This window comes from Mycoplasmopsis opalescens ATCC 27921 (genome assembly GCF_000712185.1).
Taxonomy (GTDB): Bacteria; Bacillota_I; Bacilli_A; order Mycoplasmatales; family Metamycoplasmataceae; genus Mycoplasmopsis; species Mycoplasmopsis opalescens.
Genome location: NZ_KL544019.1, coordinates 184311 through 202377, shown reverse-complemented (window position 1 = coordinate 202377; position 18067 = coordinate 184311). Strand labels below are relative to the sequence as shown.

The following is an 18067-nucleotide window of genomic DNA, read 5'->3' as shown; positions in this document are numbered from 1 at the left end:
ATGGTTTATTTAGTTATAAAAGAATTTAATGTACATAAAGAAATGGTTAATAATTTTGAAAAATTTGTGCTAGAGTGAGTCTATAAGAGTGAAAGAGAACCGTTAAATTTATCTATAGATACTTATCTTAAGGGACATATTTTTACTATCATTGAGAGATGAACAACTGAAAAAGCTTATGTTCAATTTACAAATAAAAATGAATATAAAGATTTTTATGAGCAAGTAAAACAATACATTATTTCTGATCCAAAGGTTTTTAAAACATATACAAATAAAAGTAGATTAAAACCAAATAATTAATTTTGCAAATTATTAAAAGCACTGTAGTATAGTGCTTTTGGAAACAAAACAATAAAAATGGATAATTTATTTTTATGCTCAACAGATACCGTAGCAGGTATTGGTGGGCCAATAAATAACACTACTTTAGATTTAATCTATGCTTTAAAAAACAGACCAAAGCACAAAAAAATTATTATATTAGTCGGCTCCATAGAACAAGCTAAAAAATATTTTACTTCTTATTTTGATGAAGGAATAATTGCACTATGCAATATATTGTGACCAGGTTCGTTTTCAATAATAATTAAAGATCAGGGTTTTAGAATGCCAAACTGCGTAAAATTATGTGATTTTTTACTAAAAAATGGACCAATGTATGTAACCAGCGCTAATATTTCTGGTGAACCAACACAAGATCTAGCAACAGCCCAAAAAGACTTTCCTACTATTAAACATATTTATGATTTTTGTGATAATCCCTCTAAAAAGGCTAGTTATATTTATGACTCTAATACAAAAAGTTGATTGAGATAAAAATATGGTTTAAGAATCATATTTTTATTTTGTAATTTATTTTTTGTAATATAATAACCATACGCCGGCTTAGCTCAGTTGGTAGAGCAACTGACTTGTAATCAGTAGGTCGTAGGTTTGAGTCCTATAGCCGGCACCATATGGTATCCAAGTTGGATAAAATAAGGTGCAATTCCTTATGTACCTTTTCACAAGCGCAAGTGGTGAAATGGCAGACACGCTAGATTTAGGCTCTAGTGCTTCACGGCGTGAGGGTTCAAGTCCCTCCTTGCGCACCATTTCACCTCAAAGGTGATTTTTTTTATTTCTTTTATTAACTTTTAAACGGAAAAATTAGGAAAAATATAGAATTTTTGGCATTTTGTTTTAATTAAAATTTTTTTAGGCATATTAATAGGTGCCTGAAAGGATATAATGATACTGTATAGAGTTGGTGAAATCACCTATAAAAACAATTCTAATATTATTTTTGAAGCGCAAAATGTTGGATATTCATTAATTTTGCCAGATCCAGATAGGGTTAATTTAAAAGAAAAATTAAGATTATATTTATATGAAATTAAAAATGATTATTATCGAGCTACATATGCATTTTTAGATTTTAAAGAACGATTATTATTCATAGATCTTATTAGCATTAATGGTATTGGACCAAGGGTTGCTTTTAATTTAGTTAATTCAGGCTGGATGAAAACAGCACAGAACATTGCAACAGGAAACACAGAGGGATTAATAGAAATTCCATATTTTAATCCAAAATTAGCACGCACTGTGATTGTCGAATTACAAGATAAATGAGCAAAAATGATCAGTGATAAAATAAGCAAAACAGATTTGTCTAAAGGAAAAAGCTATAAACTTAATCAAGTTAGAGAAACTTTAAAAGTTTTAGGTTTTAAAAAAATGTCGATTGAAAATGCATTAGATAATATCGAACCTAATGATGATATTGACCTTATGATAGAGCAAGCGATTAAATTGATGTCTCAACCAAATGAACCTACAACAGTTACGACCCAATAATTTTTCCGAATTTGTCGGTCAAGAGCGACTTATTACAACCCTAAAAACAATGATTTTAGGAGCAAGACACAGAAGTGAAACTTTAGATCATATACTTTTTTATGGACAACCAGGGCTTGGAAAAACCTCTCTAGCAACAATTATAGCTAATGAATTAGGCAGTAAAATTCACTATTTACAAGGTGTATTATTAGACAAAAAAAGTGATATTTTATCTGTTTTTTCAAACATAAGTGAGGGTGATATTGTCTTTATTGACGAAATTCACTCAATTAATAAAAGTGTTGAAGAGTTGCTTTACTCTGCATTAGAGGAGTACAAAATAGATATAATCATTGGCCCTGAAGGTAATTCAAGAGTAATGAGAATGCAACTCAAACCCTTTACATTAATTGGCGCTACTACTAAATTTAATTTATTATCTCAACCACTTAAAGATCGCTTTGGTTTTCATGCTAGAGTAAACAATTATGAAGAGTATGATATTGTTAAAATTCTAGAAAATTCTGAAGAAAAATTAAACATAAATGTTGAAGCAGGAGTTACAAATCTGATTGCACGCTACTCAAAAGCAACACCTCGTGTTGCTAATCATTTGCTAAAAAGAGTTTGCGATTTTGCTATAGAAAAAAAAGAGGAGATTGTTACTAAAAATACTGTAAAACAGACGTTTTTGCATTTGGAATTATATGATTTAGGTCTGAATAGAGACCATTTAGAATATCTAAAAATATTAAATGATACTTTTATTGAAAAATTTGCCAGTTTAGATAGCATTGCCGGAGTTTTAAATATAGATAGAGAAAATATTTTGTATGAAATAGAGCCATTATTACTGCATTTAAAACTAATTACCAAGAATAGTAGAGGAAGAAAAATAACTACAGCAGGTGTTGAATATTTATCGAAAAATAAATGTTTTTTGTATAGCTAATTTAGCTATACTTTTTTTATTAAAAATATTTATATTTCACTTAAATACGTGTACTGTAGATGAATTGGTAAAATTTAAAAGATAAAAATTAAATCTTAAAACAATTCAAAAATAAAATTATTTAATTATAGAAAAAATAAATATTCATTTATAATACATACGCAATACATTAAGACAGTAACTGCATTTGCTTAATTTGTTACCGAGTGTATATCCGCTCATTTTTTTGTGTATTGCATTCCGAAACGGAATGTTTTTCGTTTCAATAAGAGAAAGGAGTACATATGCACAAAGCTAAAGAATCATCATTCAAATTGGCTAAAAAACAACAAGCTCTTGAGCTTGCTAATATGCTTGAAAATGCACAAGGCTTAGTTGTTGCTGAATATCGTGGTTTAACTGTGGCTGAACTTAACAAGCTTCGTCGTGAAGCTGAACACGCTGGTGTTTCAGTTAAAGTTCTTAAAAATCGTATTTTCAAATATGCATTAAAAGAAGCTAATATTAGTGACTTAGCAGAAAAATTAGTTGGTCCTAACATTTATCTTTACAGTACAACTGATGGATTAGCCTCAGCTAAATTAGCTAAAAAATTCGCTGATAACAACAAATTATTAGTTATTAAGGCCGGAATTTTTGAAAATCGTGTGCTTGATGCGAACGGTGTACTTGAAGTAGCGTCATTACCAAACTATGAAGAAGCACTTGCTATTTTGGGTCGTGCACTTATCGCACCAGTTCAACAACTTTCTATTGCTCTTAAACTTTACAGTGAGCAATTAAGTGAATAATTAATTATAATCTCGAAAGGAAATTAATCATGGCTAAATTAGATAAAGCAAGCTTTATTGAATCATTAAAAGAAATGTCAATTAAAGAAGTTATGGAACTTGTAGAAGCAATGAAAGAAGAATTCGGCGTTGATCCAATGGCTGTTGCTGTTGCAGCTGGTCCAGCTGCTGGTCCAGCTGCTGCTGAAGAAAAATCAAGCTTCACAGTTGTTATTACATCAGACAATGGTAAAAAATTACCAATCGTTAAAGTAGTTAAAGAAGTTTTAGGTCTTCCATTAATGGACGCTAACAAATTAGTTTCAACTCTTCCTGCTGTTGTTAAAGAAAACGTTTCATCAGCTGAAGCAGAAGATCTCAAAGCTAAATTAACTGAAGCTGGCGCAAGCGTTGAATTAAAATAATTGGCATAATAAACACCATAAGGTGTTTTTTTTGTTAAAATTTAATTAGATAAAAATAAATGTTTCCAAAAATACTGTAGCACAGTGTTTTTGGAAACAAAAAAGAGGTTAATATGTTTCTAGTTATTATAATTATGTCTTCAGCTTTAGTCGGTTTAGGATTAATTTTATTTTCACAACTAAGACCAATGTACCAACAAATTCAATATAAGGCCACAATGGTAAATAAATATCATGAACAGCATCAAATAGTCGTCAATAATGATGTATTCACATTAATGAAAAATAAGATTATCACGCTTTTAAACTTCTTTATTATTATGATTGTTTTTGCTTTGGTGCCTGCGATTATAATCACTGTGGCTTATTATAAAATTGATGGTGCCTTGGCTAGAAAAATATCTTTTTTAGAAAAGATTGATGCTCGGAAGACTCTTTTTAGAATCGGAATGTGATTCGGTTATATTTTTGCATCTTATTGATTTACTCAAATTTTATTAATGATTTTTTATGCTGCAAATATATCAAAATGGTCAAAAAGAAATAATATATTAAGATTAGAAAATGCCTCTGAAACTATAGACTATAAATATGAATTAACACACAACGACAGGGAATATAAGCCTGAAGACTTTTTAAGTTTTACTGATTTATATGAAGCTAAATATTCAATTGCTTTAGCAAGTAAAAAAGGCGGTTATTTAAATAGATCTTTTACAAATAAAGGACTTCTTAAAACTATAGAAAAAGAAAAAAATAATTTAAATGAATTAAGGCTAGAGGTATATTTTTGATATTTAAATGATGTTGAAAATATAGTGATTAATGGTTATAAATTTAAACAAGAAGATTTCGATCAGGCTTATATTAATTTTTTGTTCGAATTAAAAAGAATGAACCAAAAATAAATAAAAAAACTTTATTGTTCCCAAAAAGACTATAGTACTGTTATTTTGGTAACAAAATTTTTATTATTTTTTTCTAATGTAAATAAACAATTACAGCAACTAAAATATTTTTTATTTAGAATTCTTATGATAAAATTTAATAGTTTTATATTAAATAAGATTAATATAATTTTTTATTTAAATTAAATTGGGGGAAAACATGAGTTCAGCAGCAACAGAAAAAAATAAAAACTACAAGCTTCGTAGTTTTGGAGTCAACACACTTAGACGTGATTATTCAGTAACTCATCATACTTTTGAAATTCCAGATTTACTAGCAATTAGTAAGGAATCTTTCGCTTGATTTAAGAAATTTGGGATTGAAGAAGTTTTAAGAGAGCACTATCCAATTTCGTCATCTAACAAGCAAGTTATTTTGGAGTATATGCCAAACTCGGTGCGTTTGGATTATTCACCATCTAAAGAATATGACAATGTTTCAAAAGCTAAAGTTAAAGGTACAAACTATGCGGCTAAATTATTTGCTCGCTTTCGTGCTATAACTGCAAACGAAGGTGAAGTTAAAGAAGACGAAGTGCTTTTAGGCGAAATTCCACTTATGACTAGTGGTGGAAGTTTCATTATTAACGGTAGTGAAAAAGTTATTGCCAGCCAGTTAATCCGTTCACCTGGTGCATACTTTGGTCTTTCAGTTCGTAATAAACAATCTGATGATCTTTTCAACAAGCTTGAAATTATTCCAAGAATTGGTTCTTGATTAGAAATTTCACATAAAACTACAGCTAAAATGCCTGATAGCGTCAAAATTAAAATTGACAAAAACAAGAATTTAAGCTTGTTAACTTTTTTAGGAGCTTTTGGTCTTACAATCAATGAAATTACTACTTTATTTGGCAATTCAGTAATTTTACAAGAAACAATTAAGAAAAATAAACAATTCGCTACATTAAGCGACCGTGAAGAAATTTTACGTGCTTGTCAAGAAGAGGTTTTCAGAACTATTCGCCGTGGAGATAGATTAACTGATGAAGCAGTAGCTAACTTAATTTCAAGTCTTTTATTCAACAAACGTAGATATATGCTAGGCCAAACAGGTCGTTACATGTTAAATAGAAAACTTAATTTAGTTGATCGTATTTCTGAAACAATTTTGGCTCAAGAACTTACTATCATAAATAAGAATGGTGAAAAAGAAACTTTAGAACCTGGCACACAAATTAACCACAAATTAGCTGTTTTAATTCAAAAAAACTTTGACAACGGCACAATTCCATCAGAAAAAATTCCTGGAATTGATACAAAAATAGTTTATGGACGCTTAATTAAAGACGCTGATACTAAAGAAAAATCATTAGCTAAAAGAGATAAAATTATCACTTTAAAAATTTGACCAAACAGAAAATGAATGGATCGTCAAGCTCAGCCTGTTTTAGTTATTGGTACAGATCCAAAAGCTAATGAAACTCACTTAATTATTTCAGACATTATCGCTGCTATTAACTACTACTTCAACCTTTTAGATGGTGTTGGTCAGGATGATGACCCAGATGCAATGACTAATAAACGTATTGTTTCTGTTGGTGAATTAGTTCAAAACCAGCTAACTTTAGGTTTAGGAAGATTAGAAAAAACTACTCGTGAACGTATGTCTGCTAAAAACTCTGATAAAGTTACTCCAAAAAACGTCACAAACAATAAGCTTATAACTAATCAATTAAAAACATTCTTCAATACTTCAAAATTATCACAATTCATGGATCAAATTAATCCGCTTGCTGAAATTGCTAACAAGAGAAGAATTACATCGCTTGGACCTGGTGGACTTAACCGTGAAACTGCACAATTCGAAGTTCGGGATGTCCATGCAACCCACTATGGACGTATTTGCCCTATTGAAACACCTGAAGGACCTAACATCGGTCTTATTCTTAACTATGCAACTTACGCCAAAGTTAATGATCACGGATTTTTACAAACTCCATATTATCGTGTTGAAAATGGCATAGTTGACTATTCAGAAGTTGTTTATTTAACTGCAGCAGATGAAATTGGTTATAGAATTGCCCAATCAATTGCTCATATTGACGAAAATAATAAGATTGTTGATGAAAGATTAACAATTAGATATAACTATAACTATGTTGTAGGTACTCCAGCGGAAATTGATTTTATTGAAGTTGCTTCAAACCAAATGGTTTCAGTTGCTGCTGGTTGCATTCCATTCTTAGAAAATGATGATGCGAACCGTGCACTTATGGGATCAAACATGCAACGTCAAGCTGTACCACTTATCGAAACTCAAGCTCCATATGTTGCAACAGGTCTTGAATCAGCTATTGCACGCTATTCTTCAGCTAATTTAACAGCTAAAAATGACGGTGTTGTTGAATATGTTGACGGTAAAAAAATTAAGGTACGTAATCAAAAAGGTAATTTAGACACATACCATTTACGCAATTATGAAAGATCAAACCAAGACACAGTTGTACATCAAAGACCATTAGTTAAAGAAGGCCAAGAAATTAGTAAAGGCGATATTTTAGTTGATGGTTCAAGCTTTAAAAATGGTGAATTAGCTTTAGGTAAAAACGTTTTAGTTGCCTTTACAACTTATAAAGGATACAACTATGAGGATGCTATTATCCTAAATGAACGTCTAGTTAAAGATGATGTGTTTACCTCGATTCACATTGAAGAGCAAACAATCCAATTTAGAACTTCAAAAGCTGGTGATGATGAGCTTAGTTCAGATATTCCTAGTGTATCAAAATATTCATTAAGAAATTTAGATGAAAATGGCATCGTACGTATTGGTTCAGAAGTTGTAGCTGGAGATATTTTAGTTGGTCGTCTTTCACCTAAAGGTGATGATAATCCAACTCAAGAAGAAAAACTCCTTTCAGCTGTTTTACAACAACGCCAAGGAAATATGCGTGATACTTCTTTAAAAGTTAAAAACGGTCATAATGGTACAGTTATCGGTGTAGAAGTTTTAAGCCGTGCTTTTGGTGACCAACTTGAAGATGGTATCGATAAAATCGTTAAAGTTTCAATCGCTGTAAAACGTAAAATTAAAGTTGGTGACAAGATGTCAGGTCGCCACGGAAACAAGGGTGTTGTTTCGATCGTTTTACCTGAAGAAGATATGCCACACTTAGAAGATGGTACACCTGTAGATGTTATGCTAAACCCTCAAGGTGTTCCTTCACGTATGAATATTGGTCAAGTTTTCGAGGTTCACTTGGGTATGGCTGCTCGTACTTTAGGTTGCCACTTTGTTACTCCAACATTTGATGGGGTTAAAAAGAACCATATTTATGAAGCAATGGATGAAGCTAACTTACCTTTAAGCGGCAAACAAATGCTTATTGATCCAATTACTGGTCGCCACTTTGACAATCCTGTTACAGTTGGTGTTATGTATATGCTTAAACTTAACCATATGGTTGATGACAAGATGCATGCGCGTAGTGTTGGGCCATACTCATTGATTACACAGCAACCACTAGGTGGTAAATCTCAAAACGGTGGTCAAAGATTTGGTGAAATGGAAACTTGAGCTATCGAAAGTTATGGTGCTACAAATGTTTTACAAGAAATCTTGACATACAAGTCAGACGATATCGATGGTAGAAACAAACTTTATGCTGCTTTAGCAACCGGAAGAGAATTACCTACAGCAGGAACTCCAGAATCATTTAATGTTTTAAGCTATGAACTTAAAGGTTTAGGCATGAAACTCGAATTACACCAAAACGAAGCATCAGAAGATGATGAATCGAACAGAAATTATTATGAAGATCAATTCTTCGATATTGCAGGGGGAACTAATGAGTAATCTAAATCGTAAATTTAAAAATATTACAAATGGTATAGGTAAAATAACACTCTCATTAGCTACCAAAGAAGATGTGAGAAGTTGATCTTTTGGGGAAGTTACTAAACCAGAAACCATTAACTATAAAAGTTATAAACCTGAACGAGACGGGCTTTTTGATGAATTAATTTTTGGACCAATGACTGATTATCGTTGTCCAATTTGCGGAACTAAATACAAGAAAAGTGATGAAAACATCACCTGTGCCCGTACTCCAATGTGTGAAAAATATGAACCAAAAATTCTTCCAAAAATCACACGTAGAAGCAGAATGGGACATATTCATTTAGAAAACCCTGTTGTTCACTTTTGATTCTTTAAAATTGACCACTCTATTATTTCTAAATTATTAGGCTTAAGAGTTCAAGGAAGTAATAAAGCAGTTTCTAAATCAGATTTAGAAAAATTAATCTACTACAAAAGTCATATTATTTTGGAAGATGGCGGACTTAAAAGCTTCCAAAAAAATACAATTTTAGACATTTCAGATGCGGCTGTTGTCTACTATAATGGTCTTCATGAATTAAGAGAAAGATTCAAAGACCGTGCTGATGAAGAACAACAAGAAGCTTATGAAGTTATTACTGAAGCTATCCAAGAACTCGAAACTTTTGCTCGTTCAAAAGTCGGAAAAGACTATGGTATAGACTTTTACGAATATAATGAAATTTTTCATGAATATTCAGATGCTAAAATTTCAACTGGTTCACAAGCTATTGAATACTTACTAAAAAACCTTGATTTATATGCTGAAGTTGAAAAATTAGAACAACAAATTAAAAATATTACTGCAACTATTGATGCTGCTGGTTTTAATAGTTCAGCCGCTAAAGTACAAGAAAGATCTAAGCTTTACAAACGTTTAGCTGTTGTTAAATCATTTATTAAATCCGGCCAAGACCCTTTAAGCATGCTTATTTATGATCTACCAGTTATTCCGGCAGATTTAAGACCTTTAGTTCAGCTTGATGGTGGACGCCATTCAACTAGCGACGTCAACGAATTATATCGTCGTATCATTATTAGAAATAATCGTCTTAAAAAATGATATGAAACCGATGCACCGATGCTTATTAAACAAAACGAATATCGGATGATTCAAGAAGCGGTCGACAGTTTAATTGACAACGCAAGAAAAAAACCAAACCCAGTTACATCTAAGGATTTGCGTCAACTAAAAAGTATTTCAGACGCTTTAACAGGTAAAAAAGGACGTTTCCGTCAAAACCTTTTAGGTAAACGTGTCGACTATTCAGGTCGTTCTGTTATTGTTGTTGGTCCTGAATTAAAAATGCACCAATGTGGTATTCCACGCGAAATGGCTGCTAAATTATTCGAACCATGAATTATTAAAGAATTAATTAAAGGCAATAACCACATTAATAGTATTAAAGCTGGTAAAAAAGTTGTTGAAAACTTAGATCCAATTATTTGACCTTATGTTGAAAAAGCAATTGAAGGTAGACCAGTTTTACTTAACCGTGCCCCTACACTTCACCGTTTATCGATTCAAGCATATGAACCTGTTTTAATTCGTGGTAAAGCAATTAAGTTGCACCCATTAGCCTGCACCCCATTCAACGCCGACTTCGATGGTGACCAAATTGCTGTACACGTGCCAATTTCAGATCAAGCAGTTCGTGAAGCCAGAGAATTAATGCTTGGTTCAAAAAACATTTTAGGTCCTAAAGATGGTGAACCTATTATTAACCCTGGCCAAGACATTATTTTAGGTCTATACTACTTAACAATGGAAGAAAAAAGCGTCAAAGGTGAAGGCAATGTTTATGCTTCATTTGACGATATGATGTTAGCTTATGAAAATAAACATGTTCATTTACATGCTCGTGTAGCTTTACCTATAAGTGCTGTAAACAAACGTTGAATGTCATATTCATCAGACATGAAATATATTGTAAGCTCAGTTGGTAAATTTATTTTCAACCGAGCATTCCCTGAAAGCTTCGAATTTATTTTTGGTAAATTTGTAAACGAAGACGGTAAAGAAGAAATTCACCTTTCTTCACAATATGAAAACCTACCTTATTATCTTGCACCTTATGGCACAAACCTAAGAGAAAAAATTCAATCAATGCCTCTTAACTTACCATTAGGTAAAAAAGATATCGCAAAATTAATGCGTTCAGTTTATGACCGCTATGTTGCAGTTGTTAATATTGAAGATTTAGCAGATATCATTGATAGAGTAGGTGAAATTAATGAAGAAGAATTATTCGAATACTGCGCAGTGTTAAAAGATTATAATAATCAAGCTATTGCTGCTAGTCATGCTGAAATTCTTGAAACATTTATCCGCGAAGAAAAAAGATTAATTAATTCTGAAATTAAAGCTTATTCGCCTAACCAGGACATTTTCTGAAACGTTAACCACTACACAAGATTACTTGAAAAAGTATGATTTAGATACACAAACGTAGTGGCCAGTGTGCTTGATAATGTTAAAGAATTAGGATACCACTATTCGACCTTTTCTGGTACTACTATAGCAGTTTCAGACGTTTTAACCTTACCAACAACTAAGGATAAAATTGCTGAAGGTGATAAATATATTGAGCAACTAAAAGGTTTCTTCGACGAAGGTATGTTAACTGATGATGAACGATATGCCTTAACTATTGCTAAGTGAGCTGAAATTAAAGATAGTATCGAAAAAGAACTAAAACAAGTTACTAAAGAGTATCCAACCAACCCATTATTTATGATGTTTACTTCTGGAGCTCGTGGTAATACTTCTAACTTCGTACAGTTAGCAGGTATGCGTGGATTGATGAACAACAACACCAAAACATTGAAGGCCGATGCCGAAAACGAGCGTGTTGTTCGTTCAACAGTTGAAATTCCAGTTAAATCATCATTCCTTGACGGACTTACAGCTTATGAATTCTACTCATCAACCCACGGTGCCCGTAAAGGGCTTACTGATACCGCGCTTAACACTGCTAAATCTGGTTATTTAACTCGTCGTTTAGTCGATGTTGCTCAAGGTATCGTTGTCCGTGAAGAAGATTGTGGAACTGACTTTGGATTTATTGTTAGTGATATCAAAGATACAAAAACAGATACAATTATTGAAAGCTTAGCTGAAAGAATTGAAGGTCGCTTTACTAATAAGGATATTTACAATGCTAAAGGTAAGTTAGTTGTTCGTGCTAATACACTTATTACTCCTGAAATAGCGCGCGCTATTACAGTTGAACATGACATTAAAGAAGTTGAAATTCGTTCTGTATTAAGTTGCTACACACGTAATGGTGTCTGCAAGCATTGCTATGGTAAAGATTTAGCACTTAACAGATTAGTTAATATTGGTGAAGCTGTTGGTGTTATCGCAGCGCAATCAATTGGTGAACCTGGTACTCAGCTTACTATGCGTACATTCCACACCGGTGGTGTTGCTGGGGTTGAAGATATTACTGGTGGTTTTGGTCGTTTAATGGAATTAATCGACGCGTATGACTCACCTTGAGGTAAACCAGCTATTATTGCTCATGAATATGGAATTATTACTGCTATTAGAAATGGTAAAGATGGCAATAATAACATTAAAATCATTGATTTAGAATTCAAAAATAATAAAAATGAGGCTGAAGTAAAATCATTTGAAACTCGTGCAAACAGAAGATTAAGAGTTAAAGAAGGCGATTATGTAGTTCCTGGTCAAAAACTTGTTGAAGGTCCAATCGTACTTGGTGAATTATTAAAAGTTGCCGATTCAAGGGCTGTTCAAAACTACATTCTTAAAGAAGTTCAAAGACTTTATCGTTTACAAGGTATTACAATTAGCGATAAATATATCGAAATTATTATTCGCCAAATGTTAACTATGATTATGATTACTGATCCAGGAGATAGTCACTTCTTCTCAGGAAACTTAGTCGATATTAGAACTTATCAATATGAAGCTGCAAGATTAATCAAAGCGGGTAAAAAACCTCCTTTTGGTGAAGTAAAAATTAAAGGTGCTAAACAAATTCCTTTATTAAGTGAAAGCTTTTTAGCTGCCGCATCATATCAAGAAACACCTAAGATCTTAGTTAATGCTTCGATTGCATCAAGAACTGATTATCTTGAAGGCTTAAAAGAAAACATTATTTTAGGTCACAAAATTCCTGCAGGTACAAACTGCAACTATGAACTAAAAGGTAAATACGATATTCGTGATCCTAAATCATATTTCCCAAATAAATATGATCCAGATGCAAATATTCATGGTGTTTTTGCTGATCCTCTTCAAGCTGCGAATGAAGAATTTAATACAAATATTGAAGCTGAATACGAAAGTGAAGACATCTTTAAAGATGTAGAAGATCTTTTTGACGATATTAAAGACAGCGAAGAAATTCAAGCAAATGATGATTATGAATCTGATGATGATTGATCATAATAAATACTAAAAAACATCTTATTAAGTGAGATGTTTTTTTTACTAATTTTGCTGTGCTATAGTTATTTTGGCATCAAAAAGCAATAAAAAAAAGACGGTTACGTCTTAATATTTATTTCGAACTCTTTCGAAGTTTTTAGCATTTTTAATTTCATAGCTAGCCATTATTTCTTCTTCTGTATAACCAATTAATTTTGCAGCACCCAACAATAAAGCTAACATTTGGGCTAAATTATATTTGTTAATACTATCAACAGAAGATGAGATTGTCGCATACAACTTTATAATTTGTAAGTTAACATCATTGGTTAAAATTAATGGTTCAATTTCTGGATTAACATCATATTTATATGCATACGAACCTAAAAAATGCAAAACATCAGCAAATTCTTCTAAAGCTTTTTGCTTATCGACATTTTTATGAGCTTTCCAATATTTAAAACTTTGGACTTCATTAGCAAATTCGCCAGTTTCTACTAATAATGCTAATGCCCACATTCTTTGGTATTGTTCTTTAGTGAAGCTTTCTAAATCATTTCGACTAATTATGGCGTCATCAAGCTCTTTTTGCATTTTAAAAACTCTTGCTAAATTCATTTTTTCTCCTATTTTATATTTCGATAAGGTTCGCTAATTTTAACAATTTCGATTGCGAGATCTGGGAATTTATTTTTAATAATGCTACTTAAATGAGGGGCAAAAACTTCTTCGTCTAAATGTGGCAACTCAATAATTTTAATATTTTGTTCCTTATAAATTAATCAGCTCATTCAAGGTATATCGCTAGTTAAGAATAAATCAATTCCAAGCTTAGAAAATTTTAAGATGTCACCTATGAAACCACTACCTGATAAGACTGCAACTTTTTTAATTTTTTGATTCATTTCAGTTTCATTTAAGTTAGTTCTTAATGCATAATATCCTAGCTTGTTTTTTACTAATTCGACTATAGAGCTAGCTTTTTGGTCGAAATTAAAAACTGCAGGATAATGTGATTCTAGATAATAGTTTCTTGAATAATCTTTTTCAAACCCAAGTTTTTTAATAATTTGGTAGCTTGTTCCTTCCTTATATGAGTCATAATTTGTATGTAAACATAAAACATTAATTTTATGCAATCTTAATTGATTTAGAATTTTAACTTTGTATGGTGCTAACTCAAATTCTTTTTCTCATGTGCTATAAAACTTAAAAGGATGGTGAGTAATAATTAAATTTGAATCGTTTTTAATTGCTTCTTGAATAACTTCAGGTGTCAAATCTATAGACATAGTTATATTTTTTTTAAGCTGATTTCTTAAATTATGTTTATAGCTAAAACCTGAGGGATCCCAATTTTCGGCCTTCGAAAGAGGAAATAAAGATAATAAATAATTGGTTAAACGGTAAATTTGCATTATGAACGCAAGAAATCTTTAAGTATTTTTCCTCTACGTGAACCATTTTTAAGAGTTCTTAAGATTTTGTTTTCGATCTGTCTAATTCTTTCTTTAGAAACACCACGTTCAGCGGCCAATTCATCAAGTGAGTGAACTCTAAAACGTTTACCGTTAGCATCTTTTCCAACTCCAAAACGTTTGCAAATTAAATTATAATCGTCAGTATTAAGGGTTTCTTCAAGCAATTTGTTTAATACTTCAACCAATTCACCTTGTGATGCAAAATTTGTAGGATTGATTACTGATTCATCCTTCACGAAATCACTAAAAGATGAATCATTTTCTTTTCCGACTCTTTTATCCAATGAGATTGGTTCGATATTGATTTTCCTAATATATCTAACTTTTTCTGCAGTATAGCCATTACCATATCTCTTGGCAATTTCTTCATCAGTAGGATCTACGCCGTTTTCTTGTTGTAATTCCCGCTCGATTTTTGAAATTTTATTGATAGTTTCCACCATATGGACAGGGACGCGGATTGTACGCGCTTGATCAGCTACTGCTCTAGTTATGGCTTGTCTAATTCATCATGTTGCATAGGTAGAAAATTTAAAACCTTTAGAAACATTATATTTTTGTACAGCTTTCACTATACCTGAGTTTCCTTCTGAAATAAGGTCAATAAAGCTTAAACCGCGGTTTTTATATTTTTTAGCATTATTAATAACTAAACGTAAGTTTCTTTTAATTAGTTTATCTCTTGCACGCTTACCAATGAAACCTCCACGTTCCATTTTACGAGCCAATTCTCTTTCCTCATCAATAGTAAGCAACTGTCCATATTTACCGATTCAGCGCATATACCATTTAACAATATCATTTGTTTCAGTTAGTTTATTACGGAGCTCTTTGACAGTAATGTTTTGAGAAGCTTCATTAGCTAAATCGATTTCTTCGCCTTCAAAATCATCTAATTCTAGGTCATCAAGACTTTTTTTCTCTTTTTTACCTTTAGCTTTCTTTTGTTTTTCTTCGGCTTCTTTTTCAGCTTCAATGTTTTCATCTTCGTCATCTTCAGCATATGAACTTTCGTCTGAATAGTCATCATCGATGAAGTAGTCACGATTTTCTTCGTCATAATCGCTGTCTAAATAATCCCCATCATCATATTCTTCATCATATATTGAGTTAGATTTTTTTGATGATTTTTCTCTTTTAGCTGAAAAATCATCTTCGTCAGTTTCCGAATCTTCGTTAAAGGAATCAAAATCGATTCCGTCCATATCTTCAAGATCTTCTTCATCAAGATCAATTCCTGTTTCATCTGCTAATTCATCTAAATCAACATCTGCTAAATCTTCTTCTGATGTTTCATCCTTAATTAAGTTACTTTGATATAAGATATCCATTAAGTCGTCCATATCATCGTCAGACGCGGTTAAATTATTTTTTTCGATAAGTTGAAAAATCTCGTTTTGGCTCACGGTTTCAACGTTATTTTTTTTGGCATAGTCTTTGACTAATTCAACTAGCTTATTTGTATCTATTGCCTGCTTTTCAATTTTAGTTGCCATCTTTTTCTCCTTTATTAGAATTTTCTAATCGAAACATATGTCTATATCTTTCACTTATTTTGTGATATACATCGTTATTTTTTTGAATTCTTGTACGTGTATTGTTATTATAATTTTGTTTTTTGAATCTATCAACATAATCTAAAAGTGCTATTTCATAGGCATTTTGGAACTCTGCATCTGCCTGAGAAAAGTCGAAGATATTATTTTCAATTTCTTTTTTAATTTTTTCCGAACCTTCAATTAAATTAAAATTGTTTTCTAGTTCTAATAAATCATTTGCATTTAAATTTTTATTCATTAATTTGCTCGTAAAATTATCAATAAATTTATAAAGTAGATCTAATTCAATTTTTAAAGCTTCGTCTCTATAATATGCTGCATCAAATAATTCTATATCTATATTTTTTTGGTTTTCTTGATTTTTATTTTTAAAAATATCTATTAGATTCGGATGCTTCAATAATAAGTAGTACATTCTTAATAAGTGTAAATTTTTGTTGCCTTTGCTTATTGAAGTTTTTTTGTCTTTTTTTACTGTGTATGGCACATAAAAGTCAATATTTGTTGTATTAATTATATTGTTTTCATAGCCTACATTTGGATTAAAATCATAGTTTTGAGACAATTCATGTTCGCCAATATAATGACTTTGATTTTTTTTCTCGTATTTGGCAGCACTTTTTACAGTAAGTTTGTATTGATATTTTTGGTAGAAAGTATCTATGATAAAGTTCTTTTCTGATTCACTTATTGCATTAAGGAATGGATTTATTTCATCATTGAATTTACTAAAATTAGCTATTTCACTATTGTTTAAGTCAATTTTATTAGCTCTGATTAAGTGTTTATAAATAAAATCTATAGCTGGAGATGCATTATTAATTAACTCATCAATGCGACTCTTGCCAGATATATTTAAAATTTCATCAGGGTCATGAGTGCTTGCATTATGAACAATTTTTACTTTTTTATTAGCTTTTAATAATGTTAATGATGATTTTAAAGTGGCATTTATACCTGCTTCATCACCGTCTAAAAATAAAATAATTTCATAATCCTTTAATAAATGGAGATGTTTATCAGTTAAGGCTGTTCCCATTAAAGCAACAACATTTTCATATCCGGCTTTATATAAAGCTATAACATCAAAAAATCCTTCAACTATTATTAATTTGTCTATATGTTTTTGGGTTGCTTCATATATATTATATAGTAGAGAGCTTTTATGAAAGATTGAGCTCTCGGGACTATTAATATATTTAGGTTTTGTTTCAGGGTTTAATGTTCTTGAGCTAAATCCAACTATATTATTTTTTTCATCTCGAATAGCAAAAGTTACTCTGTCTCGATAGATAAGTGATAAATTGTTTTTAGAAACTAGAGAAGAATTAACAATTAAATGAGGCGAATTGGTTAATTCATCATTAAAAATATGTTTAAATTCTGGCTCAGAGGCATATCCAATATCGAATCTATTTATAAGTTTAGAATTTAATTTTCTAGTTTTAATGAAATCATTAAGCAAGCTAATTTTATTAGCATTTTGCATTAACGTTACATGAAATAAGCTATTGGCCTTTTCTAAAATTTTTAATAGATTTAATTCTTCTTCACTGTAAGTTTTAATATTAGAATGGCTCTTTAAACTCGCTAAGTCTATATCTATTTTATTGTTTTCATATAGATATTCTAAGGCTTCATAAAATGTTATTTTTTTATATTTTGTGATAAATGAAATTGCATTACCGCCAACCCCACAAACAAAGCACTTAAATATTTGTTTTCGTGGATCAACAGACATTGAGGGGTTAGAGTCATTATGAAATGGACAAAGAGCAACATAAGATTGACCTTTTTTGGTCAAACTTATGAAAGCACTTATGATATCGACGATATCGAGTTTAGATAATATTTCTTGATAATTATCATTATTGCTCATAAAACCCC

At 31.2% G+C, this 18067-nt stretch carries 13 protein-coding genes and 2 tRNA genes; 11 read left to right on the top strand and 4 right to left on the bottom strand.

All coding sequences use genetic code 4. From position 1 onward, the window contains the following. The 11 genes from T385_RS0102690 (at position 1) to rpoC (ending at position 13161) form a co-directional block, all read left to right on the top strand. Positions 1-303, top strand: a complete 303-nt coding sequence (locus T385_RS0102690) for a putative quinol monooxygenase (protein ID WP_029906303.1) — start codon at positions 1-3, stop codon at positions 301-303. Between the two features lie 57 nt (positions 304-360). Continuing rightward, positions 361-819 carry a Sua5/YciO/YrdC/YwlC family protein gene (locus T385_RS0102685; RefSeq protein ID WP_029906302.1) on the top strand — a complete coding sequence of 153 codons (459 nt, stop codon included), beginning with the start codon at positions 361-363 and terminating at the stop codon, positions 817-819. A gap of 63 nt (positions 820-882) precedes the next feature. Continuing rightward, positions 883-958, top strand: a tRNA-Thr gene (locus tag T385_RS0102680). A 55-nt stretch (positions 959-1013) separates the two neighbouring features. After that, positions 1014-1097, top strand: a tRNA-Leu gene (locus T385_RS0102675). Between the two features lie 136 nt (positions 1098-1233). Beyond that, the gene (gene ruvA / locus T385_RS0102670) at positions 1234-1842 is read left to right on the top strand and encodes a Holliday junction branch migration protein RuvA (protein WP_029906301.1); all 609 of its coding nucleotides are present in this window, start codon (positions 1234-1236) and stop codon (positions 1840-1842) included. Next, the gene (ruvB, locus tag T385_RS0102665; RefSeq protein WP_029906300.1) at positions 1814-2776 is read left to right on the top strand and encodes a Holliday junction branch migration DNA helicase RuvB; all 963 of its coding nucleotides are present in this window, start codon (positions 1814-1816) and stop codon (positions 2774-2776) included. Before ruvA ends, ruvB begins: the two co-directional genes overlap by 29 nt. A 284-nt stretch (positions 2777-3060) precedes the next feature. Beyond that, a complete protein-coding gene (rplJ, locus tag T385_RS0102660) occupies positions 3061-3567 on the top strand; it encodes a 50S ribosomal protein L10 (RefSeq protein ID WP_029906299.1) in 507 nt (168 codons plus the stop codon). A 29-nt stretch (positions 3568-3596) separates the two neighbouring features. After that, a complete protein-coding gene (gene rplL, locus T385_RS0102655) occupies positions 3597-3971 on the top strand; it encodes a 50S ribosomal protein L7/L12 (protein WP_029906298.1) in 375 nt (124 codons plus the stop codon). 113 nt (positions 3972-4084) lie between these two features. Next, positions 4085-4879: an MAG0920 family protein gene (locus tag T385_RS0102650; RefSeq protein WP_029906295.1), complete on the top strand. Its 795-nt coding sequence runs from the start codon at positions 4085-4087 to the stop codon at positions 4877-4879. A gap of 199 nt (positions 4880-5078) precedes the next feature. Beyond that, positions 5079-8717, top strand: a complete 3639-nt coding sequence (gene rpoB / locus T385_RS0102645; protein WP_029906293.1) for a DNA-directed RNA polymerase subunit beta — start codon at positions 5079-5081, stop codon at positions 8715-8717. Then, on the top strand, positions 8710-13161 hold the full coding sequence (gene rpoC / locus T385_RS0102640) for a DNA-directed RNA polymerase subunit beta' (RefSeq protein WP_029906291.1): 4452 nt from the start codon (positions 8710-8712) through the stop codon (positions 13159-13161). Before rpoB ends, rpoC begins: the two co-directional genes overlap by 8 nt. 105 nt (positions 13162-13266) lie before the next feature. Here rpoC and T385_RS0102635 read toward each other — a convergent pair whose 3' ends face one another. From T385_RS0102635 to dnaG, 4 genes are read right to left on the bottom strand one after another with little or no spacing between them, the layout of a single operon-like run. After that, on the bottom strand, positions 13267-13758 hold the full coding sequence (locus T385_RS0102635) for a dUTP diphosphatase (RefSeq protein ID WP_029906289.1): 492 nt from the start codon (positions 13756-13758) through the stop codon (positions 13267-13269). Between the two features lie 8 nt (positions 13759-13766). After that, a complete protein-coding gene (locus tag T385_RS0102630) occupies positions 13767-14558 on the bottom strand; it encodes a Nif3-like dinuclear metal center hexameric protein (RefSeq protein ID WP_029906287.1) in 792 nt (263 codons plus the stop codon). Next, positions 14558-16117 (bottom strand): RNA polymerase sigma factor, encoded by a 1560-nt coding sequence (locus T385_RS0102625; protein ID WP_029906285.1) that lies wholly within the window; start codon positions 16115-16117, stop codon positions 14558-14560. The genes T385_RS0102630 and T385_RS0102625 overlap by 1 nt, the downstream gene beginning before the upstream one ends. Continuing rightward, positions 16107-18059 carry a DNA primase gene (gene dnaG, locus T385_RS03590; protein WP_051677975.1) on the bottom strand — a complete coding sequence of 651 codons (1953 nt, stop codon included), beginning with the start codon at positions 18057-18059 and terminating at the stop codon, positions 16107-16109. Before dnaG ends, T385_RS0102625 begins: the two co-directional genes overlap by 11 nt. Positions 18060-18067: the final 8 nt, after the last annotated feature.